Source organism: Flavobacterium album, from assembly GCF_003096035.1.
Lineage (GTDB): Bacteria > Bacteroidota > Bacteroidia > Flavobacteriales > Flavobacteriaceae > Flavobacterium > Flavobacterium album.
The window spans coordinates 2,710,001-2,727,026 of record NZ_CP029186.1; the positions used below are offsets into that span (position 1 = coordinate 2,710,001).

At 45.0% G+C, this 17,026-nt stretch carries 12 protein-coding genes (1 of these 12 only partly in view); 9 read left to right on the plus strand and 3 right to left on the minus strand.

Annotated elements, in window-relative coordinates; all coding sequences use genetic code 11:
- The 3 genes in view from msrB (HYN59_RS12185) to HYN59_RS12195 are tightly spaced (at most 15 nt apart) and all read right to left on the minus strand, a layout consistent with a single transcriptional unit that may run on beyond the window.
- On the minus strand, positions 1 to 50 hold the 5' end (the start) of the coding sequence (gene msrB, locus HYN59_RS12185; RefSeq protein WP_108778517.1) for a peptide-methionine (R)-S-oxide reductase MsrB. Its footprint begins 349 nt before the window's first position; 50 of the gene's 399 nt are visible here — the first part of the coding sequence; it begins with the start codon at positions 48 to 50; the stop codon falls past the left edge of the window.
- A 15-nt stretch (positions 51 to 65) separates the two neighbouring features.
- The gene (msrB, locus tag HYN59_RS12190; RefSeq protein WP_108778518.1) at positions 66 to 584 is read right to left on the minus strand and encodes a peptide-methionine (R)-S-oxide reductase MsrB; all 519 of its coding nucleotides are present in this window, start codon (positions 582 to 584) and stop codon (positions 66 to 68) included.
- On the minus strand, positions 581 to 1,450 hold the full coding sequence (locus HYN59_RS12195) for an alpha/beta fold hydrolase (RefSeq protein ID WP_108778519.1): 870 nt from the start codon (positions 1,448 to 1,450) through the stop codon (positions 581 to 583). Before HYN59_RS12195 ends, msrB (HYN59_RS12190) begins: the two co-directional genes overlap by 4 nt.
- Before the next feature lie 75 nt (positions 1,451 to 1,525).
- Between HYN59_RS12195 and HYN59_RS12200 the strand changes: the two genes are divergently transcribed.
- The 9 genes from HYN59_RS12200 (at position 1,526) to lon (ending at position 17,009) form a co-directional block, all read left to right on the plus strand.
- Positions 1,526 to 3,466, plus strand: coding sequence for an alpha-1,4-glucan--maltose-1-phosphate maltosyltransferase (locus HYN59_RS12200; protein ID WP_108778520.1), 1,941 nt, complete (start codon positions 1,526 to 1,528; stop codon positions 3,464 to 3,466).
- Positions 3,467 to 3,468: 2 nt separating this feature from the next.
- Positions 3,469 to 5,094, plus strand: a complete 1,626-nt coding sequence (locus tag HYN59_RS12205; RefSeq protein ID WP_108778521.1) for a maltokinase N-terminal cap-like domain-containing protein — start codon at positions 3,469 to 3,471, stop codon at positions 5,092 to 5,094.
- 145 nt (positions 5,095 to 5,239) lie between these two features.
- Positions 5,240 to 7,141: a 1,4-alpha-glucan branching protein GlgB gene (gene glgB, locus HYN59_RS12210; protein WP_108778522.1), complete on the plus strand. Its 1,902-nt coding sequence runs from the start codon at positions 5,240 to 5,242 to the stop codon at positions 7,139 to 7,141.
- Positions 7,142 to 7,318: 177 nt separating this feature from the next.
- A complete protein-coding gene (locus HYN59_RS12215; RefSeq protein WP_108778523.1) occupies positions 7,319 to 9,718 on the plus strand; it encodes a glycoside hydrolase family 31 protein in 2,400 nt (799 codons plus the stop codon).
- Between the two features lie 31 nt (positions 9,719 to 9,749).
- Positions 9,750 to 10,565 (plus strand): M48 family metallopeptidase, encoded by an 816-nt coding sequence (locus HYN59_RS12220; RefSeq protein ID WP_108778524.1) that lies wholly within the window; start codon positions 9,750 to 9,752, stop codon positions 10,563 to 10,565.
- 260 nt (positions 10,566 to 10,825) lie between these two features.
- The gene (locus tag HYN59_RS12225) at positions 10,826 to 12,142 is read left to right on the plus strand and encodes an MFS transporter (protein ID WP_108778525.1); all 1,317 of its coding nucleotides are present in this window, start codon (positions 10,826 to 10,828) and stop codon (positions 12,140 to 12,142) included.
- A 47-nt stretch (positions 12,143 to 12,189) separates the two neighbouring features.
- Positions 12,190 to 12,924 carry a hypothetical protein gene (locus tag HYN59_RS12230; protein WP_108778526.1) on the plus strand — a complete coding sequence of 245 codons (735 nt, stop codon included), beginning with the start codon at positions 12,190 to 12,192 and terminating at the stop codon, positions 12,922 to 12,924.
- A gap of 140 nt (positions 12,925 to 13,064) precedes the next feature.
- Positions 13,065 to 14,366: a DUF6252 domain-containing protein gene (locus HYN59_RS12235; RefSeq protein WP_108778527.1), complete on the plus strand. Its 1,302-nt coding sequence runs from the start codon at positions 13,065 to 13,067 to the stop codon at positions 14,364 to 14,366.
- Between the two features lie 192 nt (positions 14,367 to 14,558).
- Complete coding sequence (lon, locus tag HYN59_RS12240; protein ID WP_108778528.1) at positions 14,559 to 17,009, plus strand: endopeptidase La; 2,451 nt, start codon at positions 14,559 to 14,561, stop codon at positions 17,007 to 17,009.
- The last annotated feature ends 17 nt before the right edge of the window (positions 17,010 to 17,026 follow it).

The window sequence follows — 17,026 nt, forward strand, 5'->3', positions numbered from 1 at the left end:
AGGAGCTCTTTCCATTCGGCTTCCGATTTTTGTATAGGATAATTGCTCATATAATTTTGTTGTGTTTATTTCTGTGCCGGTATGAATTTAATGGAAACCGAATTGGTGCAAAAACGATTACCGGTAGTCTCTGTTGGGCCGTCATCAAAAACGTGTCCTAAATGCCCTCCGCAATTGGCACACATCACTTCAGTACGTGTCATGCCTAAGCTTTTGTCCTGCTTATAAATTACCGAACCGTCAATGGCCTGGTCGAAAGACGGCCATCCGCAAGGCGAATCGAATTTAGCATCTGATTTAAATAACGGATTGCCACAGGCAGCGCAAACATAAACGCCTTTCTCAAAGGTCTTATAATATTCTCCTGTAAAAGGGCGTTCGGTTGCTTTTTCGCGAAGCACGGCATACTGCTCTTCGGTAAGCACTTTTTTCCATTCGGCATCAGAGGTTTTCATGTTCAGTCCTTCTTTCTTAGCGGGTAATTGTGTCGATTCCTTCCTGGTTGCCGCGGTTTTCTTCTTTTCCTGTCCATTGCACGAGGTGAGGGAAACTAGTGTGATTAATAATACAAGTATTTTTTTCATTGTTCTTCAGTTAAAAATTGGATTATCTTTTTGATGACTTTGCTGTCGCCAAGGATTTTTCGGTGGCCGAGCCCTTTGGTAATTACCAATTCGGCATTTGTCAGGTGTTCCTTAATATGATATGCCGCGCTTACAGGCACATCGGCATCATCTTCGTCATGAAACATCAATACCGGCACATCAACTTCCTTTGCTGCTATATACGCCGAATAAGTGTTGATGGTTTCACCGAATTTCTTCTCGAACATGCGTATCATCAATTCTCCTGTTGCAACATTCATGCCTAATTTTCGAGAAAAGTCATCCATAATATCTTTGATCACGTCACCACTGCCAATGATGACTACCTTTTTTACGTTAAGCCCCCTTTTAATAGAATTCAATACCGACATTGCCCCAAGCGAATGCCCGACAGCAAACTCAAAAGGGCCGTATTGTTTTTCAAGTTCAAGAATGCATTTGATAAACTCAGTCATATCACTTGTTTTGCCTTCCGACTTTCCATGTGCAGGTGCATCGAAACTAATGGTTGAATAACCACACTTCAGCAGCTTGTCGGCAATCGAATGCAGCTGTGTGCCTCGCCCGCTCCACCCGTGAACAAGGAGTACTTTGTGTTGGCAGTCTCCATAATGATATACATTTATTTTTTTTCCTAGTACAGGAATTTCAACCATTTCCTGGCGGGTGTTACGGTCCATTTCTACTTCTCTTTTAGGAAGTGCGAATTTCATTGGGGTTGTGAACAGCTTTATTGCGAATTTGGCAGCAAGCTTAGGCGAAGTTACTTCCAATATTTTAGCGGTTACCAGTATTGGCTTAGGAATTCTCAATGACGACTGGTGTTTAGTGCTTTTTTCTGACATTTCGCTAAAACTTTAAGGCAAGTTATGAATTAAATAATTTTTGGCTATTTTTAAGAGTCTTAAATATACAATAAAATGCAGGATCAACGCAGGGTACACATAGAAAACATACAACCACAGATCAATAACGGTAAAAATTTTATCAAGCGGGTTACCGGGCAGAAGGTAAGCGTTACCGCCGATATACTTTCGGATGGGCACGATGTGATGGCCGCCGTGGTAAAATTCCGCCATGAAAAAGAAAAAAACTGGAAGGAGAACCGCATGCACGAAACTGGCAATGATGCCTGGGCAGGTGAGTTTACTGTTGAAAAGCAGGGATTTTACAGTTATTGCGTAGAAAGCTGGATAGATTATGCGCTGAACTGGCAATATGGTACCGGGCGTAAGATAAAGGATAACCAAGGGGTGACATCTGAGCTTCTTGAGGGTGCAGAATATATAAAGATCATTTATGATAAGGCCTCGAAACCTGAAAAGGACTACCTGAATACATTAGAAAAACTGTTTACGGATGAGGCTTCTTATGACCGTGCAATTGCTGAAGCGATGTCGGATAAGCTGAAAGACATCTTTAAAAAATACCCCACGAAATTCCTCTCGCACCAATCGGCAGAATTACGGGTATATGTAGACAGGCAAAAAGCATTATTCAGCACCTGGTATGAGTTTTTCCCGCGTTCGGCATCTTCTGAACCCGGAAAGCATGGTACGTTTAAAGACTGTGAAGCATTGTTGCCCCGCGTTGCCGCTATGGGATTTGATACGCTCTATTTTCCTCCAATACATCCTATAGGCGAGGTGAACCGCAAAGGGAAAAATAATGCTACAACCGCACAGCCGGGCGATGTAGGTTCGCCATGGGGCATCGGTTCGCAATATGGCGGGCATAAAAGCACACATCCGGAACTGGGTACTATAGATGAATTTAAATCACTCGTGAATGCCGCAAAGGAGCAGGGAATAGAGGTGGCAATGGATTTTGCATTGCAGGCCGCGCCGGACCACCCGTATGTTAAGGAATTTCCGCAGTGGTTCAAATGGAGGCCGGATGGTACGGTGCAATATGCCGAAAACCCCCCTAAAAAATACCAGGACATATTACCGATATATTTTGAGTCGGCCGACTGGAAAAACCTTTGGAAGGAGTTATTAAGTGCAGCCCTGTTTTGGGTAGAGAAATGCGGCATACGAGTGTTCCGTGTAGACAATCCGCATACTAAGCCTTTCTATTTTTGGGAATGGCTTATCGCCGAAGTAAAAAAGAAATACCCTGACGTGCTGTTTTTGGCGGAAGCCTTTACGCGTCCAAAGATCATGGATGAACTGGCAAAGGTGGGCTTTACACAATCGTATACGTATTTTACGTGGCGTAATAGCAAAGCAGAGCTAATTGAATATGTAAACGAACTCACGAAATCACAGCAGAAAGAATTCTTCCGCCCTAACTTTTGGCCGAACACGCCGGATATCAACCCGTTCCCGCTACAGGGAGCGAATGAAGCCACGCATTTGCAGAAATACTTTTTGGCTGCAACTCTTAGTTCAAGCGTTGGAATCTACGGGCCTGTTTTTGAGTATATGGTTACCGATGCCATTCCTGGACGCGAGGAATATATGGACTCCGAAAAATACGAAGTGCGCCATTGGGATTGGAAAAAAGAGAACAAGCTCACAACGCTCATCGGCAAGATAAACAGGATACGGAAAGAAAACGCATCATTACAGCAAACTAATAATATAGAGTTTTGTGACACCGATAACGACCAGTTGATCGCTTATTACAAATATGACGACAGCCGCCAGAATGAGACCCTGATGATCGTGAGCCTCGATGCCTATTATTCCAAACAGGGCTGGGTGAAAGTGCCGTTACAGTCACTGGGCATTCATGAAGGGCACAATATCGTAGTGACCGACCTCATTACCGGCAACAGCTACCATTGGGACAAGGAGTGGTGCTACATTGAACTGCACCCGGCACTGCCTTTTCATTTATTTAAAATCCGCAAATAATCATGGCAACCTCTATACAAGACACGTTCAATGCGCCTTTTGTCTTCAGGGCCGACTGGAAAACGGCATTTGAAGACGATGAATTCGTAAAGGTATTCGCGTCGGATATATTAGAGAATTATATCATTAAAAAAAGATGGTATGGCGGCAAGGCCAGCACGCTAAAGTATATTGAGGTGGTAGATCATTTCAAGATCGCTTCCGAAAAGAATACATATTACGGAGTGCTTATTGAAGTCAATTACAAAGAGGCGTTCCTTCAGCATTATTTTATGCCGGTGGCTTTTATGGCCGAGGATGAGCTGGATACCAAAACCCTGATAGCGCCTGTGACACTGAACGGCCTTGAGGGCTACCTTGTAGATGCGCTCCATCAGGAGGACTTCCGCAGGTTGGTCTTTGAGAGCATAGTGCATGGTGCAAAGAATGATGCTTTTAATGTAAAATACCATAAAGGCAAATCGTTGTCAAAGGATACAAAGTATATTTCCTCACGCTTTATGGGGATCGAGCAGAGTAATACCTCGATCATTTATAACGACAACCTGGTACTGAAGTTCTTTCGGCGCATTTACGTGAGCACCAACCCGGATTATGAAATAAGCCGTTTCCTTACAGAGCGTATGAAATTTAAGCATACGCCTGCTTATAAAGGCAGCATCAACGTTGCGATGGCCGAGGATAATATTACCCTGGCGCTCATGCAGGAGCTCGTGCCCAACCAGGGAGATGCCTGGAAGTACATGCTCGAAGCGGTGGATGGCGTGTTCGATAACCTGAATGCCAAGAAAATAAAGATCGACAAGCTGCCCGACCTGGAGCTTTTCAAAACCATAAAAATAAACAATATCCCGCCGGAGATCATTGACTGGGCGGGGCTTACACTGTTTCTACGAATAAGGACTTTAGCACAGCGTACTGCAGAAATGCACATTGCCCTTGGCGGCGATACGACCGATACTTCTTTTACACCAACGACCTACAATGGCGACTATACGGTTTGGCTCAAGAACCGCCTGATCTACCAGTTCCAGAACAGGCTGAATACTATTGAGAACAACCTCCACAAGCTGGACGGGCTTGCATTGGAACTGGCACATCAATTCCTCGATAAGAAGAAAGAGATACGGAAGCACTTCCTTGACTTCGACTGGACACAACTGAAGAGCGAGCGCATACGCATACACGGCGATTACCACCTCGGGCAGGTACTGGTAAATGGCGACGACTTTTACCTTCTTGATTTTGAAGGTGAACCCGAAAGTACCATCCGTGACCGAAAGGTAAAACAGCCGCCGCTAAAGGATGTGGCCGGGCTGTTCCGCTCGTTCCATTATGCGATATATGCTACTATATTTAATAACAAGGACAAGTATCCCTTTGAGCAGGAAGACCTTTTTAAAGCCGGTGAGTTGCTATTCAACTATATGGTGGGCGTGTACCTCGACACCTACGTGGAAAAGGCGCAGGAAGGCAACCTGAATATCGGATATAATAAGGAGATAGCATTCCTTTTAAAGTATTGCATCCTGGAAAAAGCTGTGTACGAACTGGGATACGAGCTCAACTCAAGGCCAAGATGGGCAGTGATACCTTTAAGGGGGATTGCAAGTATAATGGGTTATTAGATCTCAGAATGTAGATTTCAGATTTAGCTACATTCTATCGTAAGTTTGAACGGTCTGTCGGCACGTCTCGCTCCCCTCTCCTTCGGAGAGGGGTCGGGGGAGAGGACTGATTAACAAATTATATATATAAAAGATTATAAAAATAATGAATAAAGTACAGCCCCATTCTTTTTTTACCGATTTTGATATCGACCTCTTTAAGGCAGGCAAACACTACCGCCTTTACGAAAAGCTCGGTGCGCACCTTACGGAAGTAGACGGGCAGAAAGGCGTTTATTTTGCCGTTTGGGCGCCATCGGCGAAGGCCGTATCTGTTATAGGCGACTTCAATTACTGGCTGGAAGGCGAGCACCCGCTCAACGTGCGCTGGGACGGTTCCGGTATTTGGGAAGGGTTCATTCCCGGCATCGATAAAGGCACCAAATACAAATACAAAATACATTCGCATCACAACGATATAAAGACGGAGAAGGCCGACCCGTTTGCCTTTTATTGTGAAACACCGCCCAACACCGCATCGGTGGTTTGGAATACAAAACACGGCTGGAAAGATACAAAATGGATGGCTACCAGACAGGATAAGAACGGCCTGGACAAACCCTATTCTGTGTATGAAGTGCATCTTGGTTCGTGGCGCAGGGCAGAGGGTGGAAGGTTCTTAAGCTATATCGAACTTGCCGACCAGCTTGTAGCCTACGTAAAGGAAATGAACTTTACCCACGTAGAGTTCATGCCCGTGATGGAATACCCGTACGACCCTTCATGGGGTTACCAGTTGGTGGGTTATTTTGCCCCGACATCCCGTTTTGGGAAACCGGAAGATTTTATGGTTTTAGTCGATAAGCTGCACCAGGCGGGCATAGGCGTGATACTGGATTGGGTACCTTCGCACTTCCCAAGTGATGCGCACGGGTTGGGCTTTTTTGACGGAACCAATCTGTACGAGCACCCCGACATCCGCAAAGGTTACCATCCCGACTGGAAAAGCCTGATATTTAATTACGGGCGCAATGAAGTCCGCTCGTTCCTGATAAGCAATGCTGTTTTCTGGCTTGATAAATACCATATCGACGGGCTTCGTGTAGATGCTGTCGCTTCAATGCTTTACCTTGATTACTCGCGTGCTGATGGCGAATGGGAGCCGAATGTTTTTGGCGGAAGGGAAAACCTGGAGGCGGCCAGCTTCCTGAAAGACATGAATGAGGAAGTGTACCGCAGTTTTACCGGAGTACAGACCATTGCCGAGGAAAGCACTTCATTCCCAATGGTATCGCGTCCTACCTATATAGGTGGCCTGGGCTTTGGGATGAAATGGATGATGGGCTGGATGCACGACACGCTGGAATACTTTAAGAAGGAACCAATATACCGCAGGCACCACCAAAACGACCTGACCTTCAGCATGACGTATGCCTTTACAGAAAATTTCATGCTGCCGCTTTCGCATGACGAAGTGGTATACGGCAAGCACTCTATCCTTGGACGCATGCCGGGCGACGAATGGCAGCGTTTTGGCAATCTCAGGCTGTTGTATGCTTTTATGTTTACGCATCCCGGGGCAAAATTGCTCTTTATGGGCAGTGAGTTCGGGCAAAGCGGGGAGTGGAACTTCGAACAGAGCCTTGACTGGCATTTGCTGGATTATGATTATCACAAAGGGATTAAAAACCTCATAACCGCGCTCAATAAATTATATAAAAAACAGCCGGCATTATACGAAAAGCAATTCTCTGCCGACGGATTTGAGTGGATCAATTATGGAGATAATGAGAATTCGGTGCTGTCTTTTATCCGCAAAGGCAATAACCCGGAAGATAACCTTATCATTATATGCAACATGACACCGGTTATCAGGGAAGATTACCGCATCGGCATTCCTGTTGCCGGAAAGCTGAAAGAGCTTTTCAATAGTGATGACGGGCAATTTGGCGGAAGCGGCGTTACCAATAAAAAACTCAAAACAGACGATATACCATGGAACGGCAGGGACTATTCTGCCGCTATGACATTGCCGCCTTTGGGGGTGATGGTATTTTCTGTGAAGTAATTTTTTGTCATTCTGACGAAGGAAGAATCTCTTTGTTGGATTCTTCTTTCGTCATAAAGACAAGACGTCAAACCTGTTAGCCCGAAGTTATCAACAACCAACGTTTGCGTAAAAAATAAATCCCTTAAAATTCCATCAAACTTATAAATTTGAAGTTTTGCACTTTATACAGCATTTATGATAATAAATACCGAACTTGAACGTAAGGGCGACCTGTACCCCTCCAAAATAATAAAATTCAGCAAAGAGGTCGACAGCGCCTTTTTCCATACCGATAATAATGTTATCCTTAAAATAACCGTATTACGCGACAGCCTGTTGCGTTTCAGGTTTACGGCAAAGGGCTATTTTAGCAGCGATTTTTCGTATGCCATCGACGAGAACCACTCGCGCGGCTTCAACAAATTTGAAGTTACCGAGGAAGAAGAATACTATAAAATATTGACCAGTAAGCTGGAATGCCATATTCATAAAAGCGACTTACGTACAGGTATTTACGATATCAACGGTAATGTATTGCTTGAAGATGAGCAGGGCTTCCATTGGGAGGAGATCTACGAGTATGGAGGCAATGTGGTAAAAATGAGTAAGGTATCGCCGGACGGTGAGAATTTCTATGGGCTTGGTGATAAAGCTACCCATCTTAACCTGAAAGGCAAGCGCCTGGAGAACTGGGCTACCGACCAGTATGCTTACCAAAAAGACCAGGAGCCGTTGTATAAGGCTGTACCATTTTACATCGGACTTAATGGAAAAGATGCCTATGGGGTTTTCTTCGATAATACCTTCCGCAGCTTTTTCGACTTTTGCCATGAGCGCCGCAACGTAACCAGTTTTTGGGCGGATGGCGGCGAGATGAACTACTATTTCTTCTACGGTCCGCAAATGCAGGAAGTAGTTACATCCTATACCGACCTCACCGGGAAACCGGAGCTTCCGCCTATGTGGGCATTGGGCTATCACCAGTGTAAGTGGAGCTATTATCCCGAAAGCAAGGTGAAAGAGATAACCTCAAAATTCCGTGAACTGCAAATCCCGTGCGATGCCATCTATTTGGATATTGATTACATGGAAGGCTTCCGCTGCTTTACGTGGAGCAAGGAATATTTCCCCGACCCGAAACGCATGGTAGCCGAACTTGCCGAAGACGGCTTTAAGACCATTGTAATAATTGACCCGGGAATTAAGATAGACCCGGAGTATTCCGTTTATAATGAAGGCATAGAAAACGACTATTTCTGCAAACGCGCCGATGGGCCTTATATGAAAGGCAAGGTTTGGCCGGGCGAGTGCAACTTCCCCGATTATACTAACCCGGCAGTGCGCGAATGGTGGGCAGGATTGTTTAAAGAACTTGTAGCGGAAATAGGCGTGAAAGGTGTGTGGAACGATATGAATGAGCCCGCCGTAATGGAGGTGCCTACCAAGACCTTTCCGCTGGATGTACGCCACGATTATGACGGCCATCCGTGCAGCCACCGCAAGGCGCATAACATATATGGTACCCAAATGGCGCGCGCTACCTATGAGGGCGTAAAGCGTTTCTCGTATCCTAAAAGGCCGTTTATCATAACGCGTTCGGCCTACTCCGGGGCACAGCGTTATACCTCGTCGTGGACAGGTGATAACGTAGCGACATGGGAACACCTTTGGATAGCCAACGTGCAGGTACAGCGCATGAACCTGAGCGGGATGGGCTTTACCGGGAGCGATATCGGTGGTTTTGCCGAGCAGCCTACAGGGGAATTGTATGCTCGTTGGATTCAGTTGGGCGTGTTCCATCCATTCTGCCGTACGCACTCTTCGGGCCATCATGGCGAGCAGGAGCCATGGGCTTTTGGGCAGGAAGTGATCGATGTAACGCGTAAATTCATCGAGCTTCGCTACGAGCTGCTTCCGTACCTGTATACCATGTTCTGGCAATACATCGACGAAGGCCTGCCGATGCTTAAGCCTTTGTTTTACTACGACCAGGAGGACACGCAAACGCACTACAGGACCGATGAGTTCATCTTTGGTAATCACATATTAGTATGCCCGATATTGGAACCTAATGCCGTAGGCCGCAGGATGTACATCCCGAAAGGGCAGTGGTACAACTTCTGGACCAACGAATTGGTTACAGGCGGCAGGGAAATGTGGGTAGATACAGCCTTCGACCAGATCCCGATTTTTGTTAAGGCAGGTGCAATTATCCCGAAATATCCCGTGCAGCAATATGTGGGGGAAAAAGAAATTGAAGAGCTTACCCTTGATGTATATTACACAGAAGGCAAGGAGACCTCGGTAGTATTTGAAGACGCGCAGGATGGCTACGATTATACCAAAGGCAGGTATAGTTTAAGGACGTTCACCCTTACGGGAAAAGAAAATGACCTGGTGATCCGCCAGCATACCGAAGGTAAATATATACCTACATATTCAACCTTTAAGATTAACCTTACAGGGCTTCCGTTTAAAGTGCAAAGCATTGAGGTTGACAACGAAGCGGTTTCGTTAGAAGATCTTAAATTAAATATTCACAATAGTTTAACTATAAGCAAGGATTTTTCTGAATTACATATCAAAGGTATTTAGTAAATTTGAGTAAAATTTAATAATTTAAGATATGAAACGAAGCTTGCTAACCGTATCGGGCATCCTCTTCATTTTGGTTTGCGCCTGTACAACCAATCCTTTTACAGGGAAGAAGGACTTTAATATTGTGTCGAACGACCAGATTTTTCCAACAGCTTTTGCGCAGTATGACCAGTTTTTGAGCGAAAACAAGGTGATAAGCGGTACCAGCCAGGCACAAATGGTGACCAACGTTGGGCAAAAGATTAAAGCTGCTGCCGAAAAGTACCTTAATGCCAATGGCTACCAGGGCTATCTTGATGGTTACAAGTGGGAGTACCACCTGGTACAGAACAACGAAGTGAATGCATGGTGCATGCCGGGCGGCAAGATCGTGGTATATTCGGGCATACTTCCCGTTACAAAAGATGAGGCCGGCCTTGCTACGGTATTAGGCCATGAGGTAGCACATGCCTTAGTAAACCATGGTGCACAGCGTATGAGCGCAGAGACCGTTGCCCAATTAGGCGCTACAGGTGTTGCCGTTGCAACATCGGGTAAAACGGCTCAGACACAGCAATTGTTCCAGCAGGCGTACGGCCTTGGGGCACAATACGGCGCAATATTGCCTTTTAGCAGGAAACATGAGAATGAAGCGGACGAAATAGGCCTTACCCTGATGGCAATAGCAGGTTACAACCCTGATAAGGCGCTGGAATTCTGGCAAAGGATGCAGGCACAATCGTCAGGCTCGGCACCGCCGGAGTTTATGAGCACCCACCCGTCTGATGCCACCCGTATCAATAATATTAAAAGCGAGATACCAAAAGCAAAGGCACAAGCTGCTAAATTCGGTGTAAAATTTTAATCTGCTGAAAATAATAATATCCAGGAGCTGCCATGGTAGCTCTTTTTTTTTTGTGTCGGCTTCGTGCCACGCCATCCGTCACGCAGGGTTTCAATTATACATAAGTGTTATATAAAACTGGAAATTTCAATCATAATTAAGTACTGGGAGAACATCCGTGGTTATCCGCCAAAATCGCCTGACCCGCGTTCCTTAATATTTATATTGCATAGCCATTATTTCAAAAAATACATTAGTTTTGGCACACAAACCAAACCACTATGGCACAACTTGAAAAAGGAAGCAAAAAGCTCCTTAACGCCTGGGCTTTTTATGACTGGGCCAACTCTGTTTACAGTCTTGTTATCGCCTCGGCTGTATTCCCTATCTTTTATACATTGATCATTCCAAAAGGGGAGATGATCGATGTCTTCGGTACTTCAATGAAAGGCACCGCGATAATAAGCTTTACCACTGCTTTTGCATTTCTTATCGTAGCCTTCATATCACCGCTGCTTTCGGGTATTGCCGATTATGCGGGGAATAAGAAATCTTTCCTAAAAGCTTTTTGTTATATAGGGGCATTAGCATGCATCGGGCTTAACTGGTTTAGTAAAGAAAACCTTTACGTTAGCCTGGTTTGCTACTTGTTCGGGCTGGTAGGTTTTTGGGGAAGCCTCGTATTTTATAACTCTTACCTTCCGGATATAGCTTATCCCGAACAGCAGGATGCTGTTAGTGCCAGGGGCTATTCTATGGGATATATTGGCAGCGTACTTTTATTAATCTTCAACCTTGGGATGATTATGTACCCGCATGTGTTTGGAATAGATGAAGGCAACGACAGGGACACGGCAATTCTTGCTATGAAATACTCCTTTGTGTCGGTAGGCATCTGGTGGATAGTCTTTAGCCAGTACACTTACTATTATCTGCCAAAAGGCGTTAAAAGGAATAAGGTAACCGGCGATGTGATGCTCAACGGTTTCCGCGAGCTCCGCAGGGTTTGGCTCGAGCTCAAAGAAAATATGATGCTGAAAAGATATCTTGGCGCTTTCTTTGTTTACAGCATGGCAGTGCAAACCGTTATGCTTGCTGCAACTTATTTTGGTGCAGAAGAGATCAACTGGCCTGATGAGGATGCCAAAAGCATGGGGCTGATCATCAGTATTTTGGTAATACAGCTTGTGGCGGTTGCCGGTGCGATCATCACTTCAAAACTATCGGCAAAGCATGGTAATATAAAGACGCTTATACGCATCAATTGCATTTGGGCAGTGATATGTATTTGCGCGTGGTTCGTGACCGAGCCGGTACATTTCTATGTTACTGCGGCATTCGTAGGCCTGGTGATGGGGGGCATACAGTCGCTTTCACGCAGTACATACTCTAAATTTCTTCCCGAGACCAAAGACACCGCTTCCTACTTTAGCTTTTATGATGTAACCGAGAAAATTGGCATTGTGATCGGTATGCTGTTATATGGCGCTATCGACCAGCAATGGCACAGCCAGCGGTATTCAGTAGTGTTCCTTGCAGTATTTTTTATTGTGGGAATTTTACTCCTTTTAAGGGTGCCGAAAAAGTTAAAGGATTGATTTATTTTATATATTTGGCGCACTAACCCAATTAACCAATAAACTTTATGAAAACGATCAAAATGCTGTTTGCCGTTGTGCTTCTTGCTTCAATAGGCATTTCATGCGATACCGAACCTGCAGATCCGGTGCTTTCTGAACAAAATCCGGATGATAACAATCCGGGAGATGGTGGAAACAATGGCGGCGGGAACAACAATGGCGGCGATGGTACCTATTGGCCATTGGCTGTTGGAAATACCTGGACATATACGGTGAGCGGCACTAACCAGGATATGATTATAACCGGTACAGAAGCGATAGATGGGGAAACGTATTACAAAATGTCAGGAACTACAAGTGGAGGATCCGCTACAGGAAATAGCTACCTGAGATATGATAATGGCACTTATTACATGCAAAGCTCCGGTCAAACTAACGACGGGACTGTTGTTTCCGGTATACATTATGTAGTACTCAAAGATAATATAGCTGTAAATGCTACATGGACAGACAGTTTCACCCAGTCCGTTTCTTATGGTATGCCGGGTATTCCTGATATGGAATTTCCTGTTACCATTGCCGGGAAAATGCTTGAAAAAGGTATCAGCTATACGGTAGGGGGGCATACTTATAATGATGTAATACATTCACGTATTCAGCAAACTATGACTGGTGAGGGGTTTATAATAATAACCACGACAGATTACTGGTTCGCTAAGAATGTGGGGCCTGTCAAAATTGATACGATCACCGCACAGGAATCAATTGTACAGACACTCGTTTCATACGACCTGAACTAAGATAAATACAGTATATCAAGCCGCTCCTTCAGGGGCGGTTTCCATTTGGAATAGTCGCAGTCAGACTATTAACAAAATAACGTTTTTATATTAATTTAATTCTATTATATTTGAAACCTTAAAATAAAAGAAATTTCGCTATGAAAAAACTAAGCTTTTTATCAGCTTTTATACTATTGTTCGCAGCTATAGGCTTCACATCATGTGATTCTGAGCCGGTTGACCCGCTGCTTATAGATAATGGGCCGCAGCCTGCAGGCCCTGCTTCATTTAAAGTAGATTTTAATGGAGCTACCTATGCAACTGACCAGGCAACGGCAATAGTGAACGCAGGCTTAATATCCGTAACCGGTATCAAGATGCCGAGTGGAGAAAGCGTAACACTTACTGTACCGGGCACAACAACAGGTACCTATAATGGCGCAGATGGTGCTATGTTGTCCTACCATTCTTCGCTTTCTGCAACGTATTATTATATGAACGTAAACCCGTCGCTTGAGGATGATCCGAATGGTTCGATAACCATAACGTCTATCAATACGACAAATCATACCATCTCCGGAACATTTAATTTTGTAGGCTACAGGAATGACGTAGAAGAAGATGCGCCTTCGATCACCTTTACAAACGGGGCATTCCAGAACGTTCCGTATACTGGCAACGTTGGGCCTCAGCCGGAGTCATTGTTTAAGGTTAAAATTGACGGTGCCCAGTTTACCGCTGACGATGCACAGGCCACAATGGGCATAGGTTTGATATCTATAGCCGGTTTCAGGGGCGCGAATGGCGAATATGTAGCTATTATTGTAAATGCTACCACTGAAGGTACTTATACTGATCAGGCTGTATTATCTTATGCGGCAAGCGAAGATGATGAAAATGTATACAGCAGTCTTTTAATTGAAAATGCGGGAACTATTACCATATCGGATATTGACACGGTGAATCATACTATTTCGGGCACGTTTAGTTTTACTGCCTCTAACGATGCCGATGATGAGAAAGAATTTACGGAGGGTGTATTCACAAATATCCCATACACTACTGAGAATACGACCAGCGACATATTTAAAGCAACGGTAGACGGAACAGCTAAGGATTACGCCAATAGCGTTATTACATCTCTTGTTGATGGCGGAAGCGGCGCTTTTATAAACATCCAGGGAGTTGATACCAACGGTTCAGGAATCCTTTTGGTTATTTCAGACGATCTTGGGGCAGGTACCTACCCGATCAGTAATGAGATCGGAAGTGATGCTAAGGCGTTTTACATAGTGGATGAGGATACTGATCTTAGCGCTTTAACAGGCTCAGTTACTATCAGTGCCAAACAAGATGGCCACATAGTGGGCACTTTCCAGTATGTTATTACAGAACCCGGTGGAGGGGCTCCAACCCATACAATTACAAATGGGCAGTTTGATGTAGAATATGATTTCTAACAGATATTCTTATAAATATATTAAAATCCGCTACGGCGGATTTTTTTATGGCATAAAGATTGAAATACAGAGAATGCAAATTTGGATGCTATAGCGTGTTAGTGCTGTCTTCCAACAGGTAAGGACGGTTTTATTGCTATAATCCTGCCCCAATAACAAATACGTTTAATGACAAAATGACCTTTTAAGGATATGCCTAATAGAAAAATATTAAATATTGACAGTTTGTCACTTCAGGAACTTGACACAGATGCAGAATTAATTCCGTTGATGACCCCTGAAGATGAGGAGGAAATGAATAACGAAGAGCTGCCCGGCACACTGGCGATATTGCCCCTTCGTAATATGGTGCTTTTCCCGGGTGTTGTTATTCCCATAACGGCCGGCAGGGATAAGTCGATAAAGCTTATCAACGATGCTAACGCCGACAGCAAGATCATCGGTGTTGTCGCACAAAAAGACGAATCGGTAGAAGAGCCGGGTGCCGACGATATCCATACGGTAGGTACTGTAGCAAGGATATTGCGCGTACTCAAAATGCCTGATGGGAATACTACAGTAATCCTTCAGGGGAAAAAACGCTTTGAAATAGATACTGTAACTACCGACCAGCCTTACCTGAAAGCGACAACCAAAGAGGTGAGCGAAGTAAGGCCGGATAAAAAGGATGCAGAGTTCAATACGATCATAGAATCAATCAAGGACCTGGCTATTCAGATAATTAAGGAAAGTCCGAATATTCCTACCGAGGCTACTTTCGCAATTAAGAATATCGAAAGCGATTCGTTCCTGGTGAATTTCGTGTCATCGAATATGAACCTTTCGGTTAAGGAAAAGCAGGACCTTCTTGCTATAAACAACCTTAAGGACAGGGCACTGGAAACCCTTCGTTACATGAACCTTGAGCTTCAGAAACTGGAATTAAAGAATGACATCCAGAGCAAAGTGCGCTTCGACCTCGACCAGCAGCAGCGCGAGTACTTTCTGCACCAGCAGATGAAAACGATACAGGAGGAGCTTGGCGGTGTTTCGCACGATCAGGAAATCGAGGAAATGCGCCAGAAAGCAAGGTCTAAAAAATGGAATGATAAGGTAAGGGCACAGTTCGATAAGGAAGTGGCCAAGCTGCAGCGCACTAACCCGCAGGCAGCCGAATACGGCATACAGCGCAACTACCTTGAGCTGATGCTCGACCTGCCCTGGAATGAATACTCCAAAGACAATTTCGACCTGAAGCGTGCCGAAAAAGTGCTCCATAAGGACCACTATGGCCTTGAAGATGTAAAAAAACGCATTATAGAGCACCTTGCCGTGCTTAAATTGCGCAACGATATGAAGTCGCCTATCATATGCCTTTATGGCCCTCCGGGTGTAGGTAAGACCTCAATTGGCAAGTCGGTGGCCGAAGCGCTTGGAAGGGAATACATCCGTATCTCTTTGGGCGGCCTGCGCGATGAAGCGGAGATCAGGGGGCACAGGAAAACCTATATTGGCGCAATGCCGGGAAGGATTATCCAGAGCCTTAAAAAAGCAGGTACTGCCAACCCTGTGTTTGTATTGGATGAGATTGACAAGCTGAGCGTAAGCAACCAGGGCGACCCGTCTTCGGCATTGCTGGAAGTACTCGACCCGGAACAGAATGCAGAATTTTATGATAATTTCCTTGAAATGGGCTTCGATCTGTCCAAAGTGATGTTCATTGCTACAGCCAATAACCTTTCAACTATCCAGCCGGCATTGAGGGACAGGATGGAAATCATCAACATGACGGGTTATACCATCGAGGAAAAAACAGAGATTGCCAAAAAGCACTTACTGCCAAAACAGATAACAGAGCATGGGCTGAAACCTAAAGATGTACAGATAGGCAAAAAACAACTCGAAAAAATTGCTGTGGGCTATACCCGCGAATCGGGTGTGCGTGGCTTTGAAAAGCAGATTGCGAAAATGGTGCGATACGTTGCCAAATGTATTGCGATGGAGGAGGAGTATAATGTAAAAGTCACCGATGAAGATATTGTAACAGTGCTTGGTGCGCCAAAAATGGAGCGCGACAAGTACGAGAATAACGATGTTGCCGGTGTGGTTACAGGCCTTGCGTGGACAAGCGTTGGCGGTGATATTTTATTCATTGAGTCCATACTTTCTAAAGGTAAGGGCCACATGACAATGACCGGAAACCTGGGCACGGTAATGAAAGAGTCGGCTACAATCGCCCTTGAATATATAAAGTCGAATGCAGAACAGCTTGGCATCAGCCCGGAAGTGATAACAAATTATAATGTGCACATTCACGTGCCGGAAGGCGCAACCCCAAAAGACGGCCCAAGTGCCGGTGTGGCCATGCTGACATCCCTGGTATCTTCATTTACCCAAAAGCGGGTAAAGAAAAACCTGGCCATGACAGGAGAAATAACACTAAGGGGCAGGGTATTGCCTGTAGGCGGCATCAAGGAAAAGATACTGGCTGCCAAGCGTGCCAACATTAAGGAGATCATCCTTTGCGAAGAGAACAGGCAGGACATTGCAGAGATCAACCAGGATTACCTGCAGGGGCTTACTTTCCATTATGTAAGGGAAATGGGCGAAGTAATAAGGCATGCCATCACCGACCAGAAGGCAAAGCATGCAAAAGTGCTTTAAACCACTTCAAAATACAC

Excerpts from the sequence above, each read along its gene's own strand:
- msrB (WP_108778518.1), bottom strand. The coding sequence starts at position 584 with ATGAAAAAAATACTTGTATTATTAATCACACTAGTTTCCCTCACCTCG.
- HYN59_RS12195 (WP_108778519.1), bottom strand. The coding sequence starts at position 1,450 with ATGTCAGAAAAAAGCACTAAACACCAGTCGTCATTGAGAATTCCTAAG.
- HYN59_RS12200 (WP_108778520.1), top strand. The coding sequence starts at position 1,526 with ATGCAGGATCAACGCAGGGTACACATAGAAAACATACAACCACAGATC.
- HYN59_RS12205 (WP_108778521.1), top strand. The coding sequence starts at position 3,469 with ATGGCAACCTCTATACAAGACACGTTCAATGCGCCTTTTGTCTTCAGG.
- glgB (WP_108778522.1), top strand. The coding sequence starts at position 5,240 with ATGAATAAAGTACAGCCCCATTCTTTTTTTACCGATTTTGATATCGAC.
- HYN59_RS12215 (WP_108778523.1), top strand. The coding sequence starts at position 7,319 with ATGATAATAAATACCGAACTTGAACGTAAGGGCGACCTGTACCCCTCC.
- HYN59_RS12220 (WP_108778524.1), top strand. The coding sequence starts at position 9,750 with ATGAAACGAAGCTTGCTAACCGTATCGGGCATCCTCTTCATTTTGGTT.
- HYN59_RS12225 (WP_108778525.1), top strand. The coding sequence starts at position 10,826 with ATGGCACAACTTGAAAAAGGAAGCAAAAAGCTCCTTAACGCCTGGGCT.
- HYN59_RS12230 (WP_108778526.1), top strand. The coding sequence starts at position 12,190 with ATGAAAACGATCAAAATGCTGTTTGCCGTTGTGCTTCTTGCTTCAATA.
- HYN59_RS12235 (WP_108778527.1), top strand. The coding sequence starts at position 13,065 with ATGAAAAAACTAAGCTTTTTATCAGCTTTTATACTATTGTTCGCAGCT.
- lon (WP_108778528.1), top strand. The coding sequence starts at position 14,559 with ATGCCTAATAGAAAAATATTAAATATTGACAGTTTGTCACTTCAGGAA.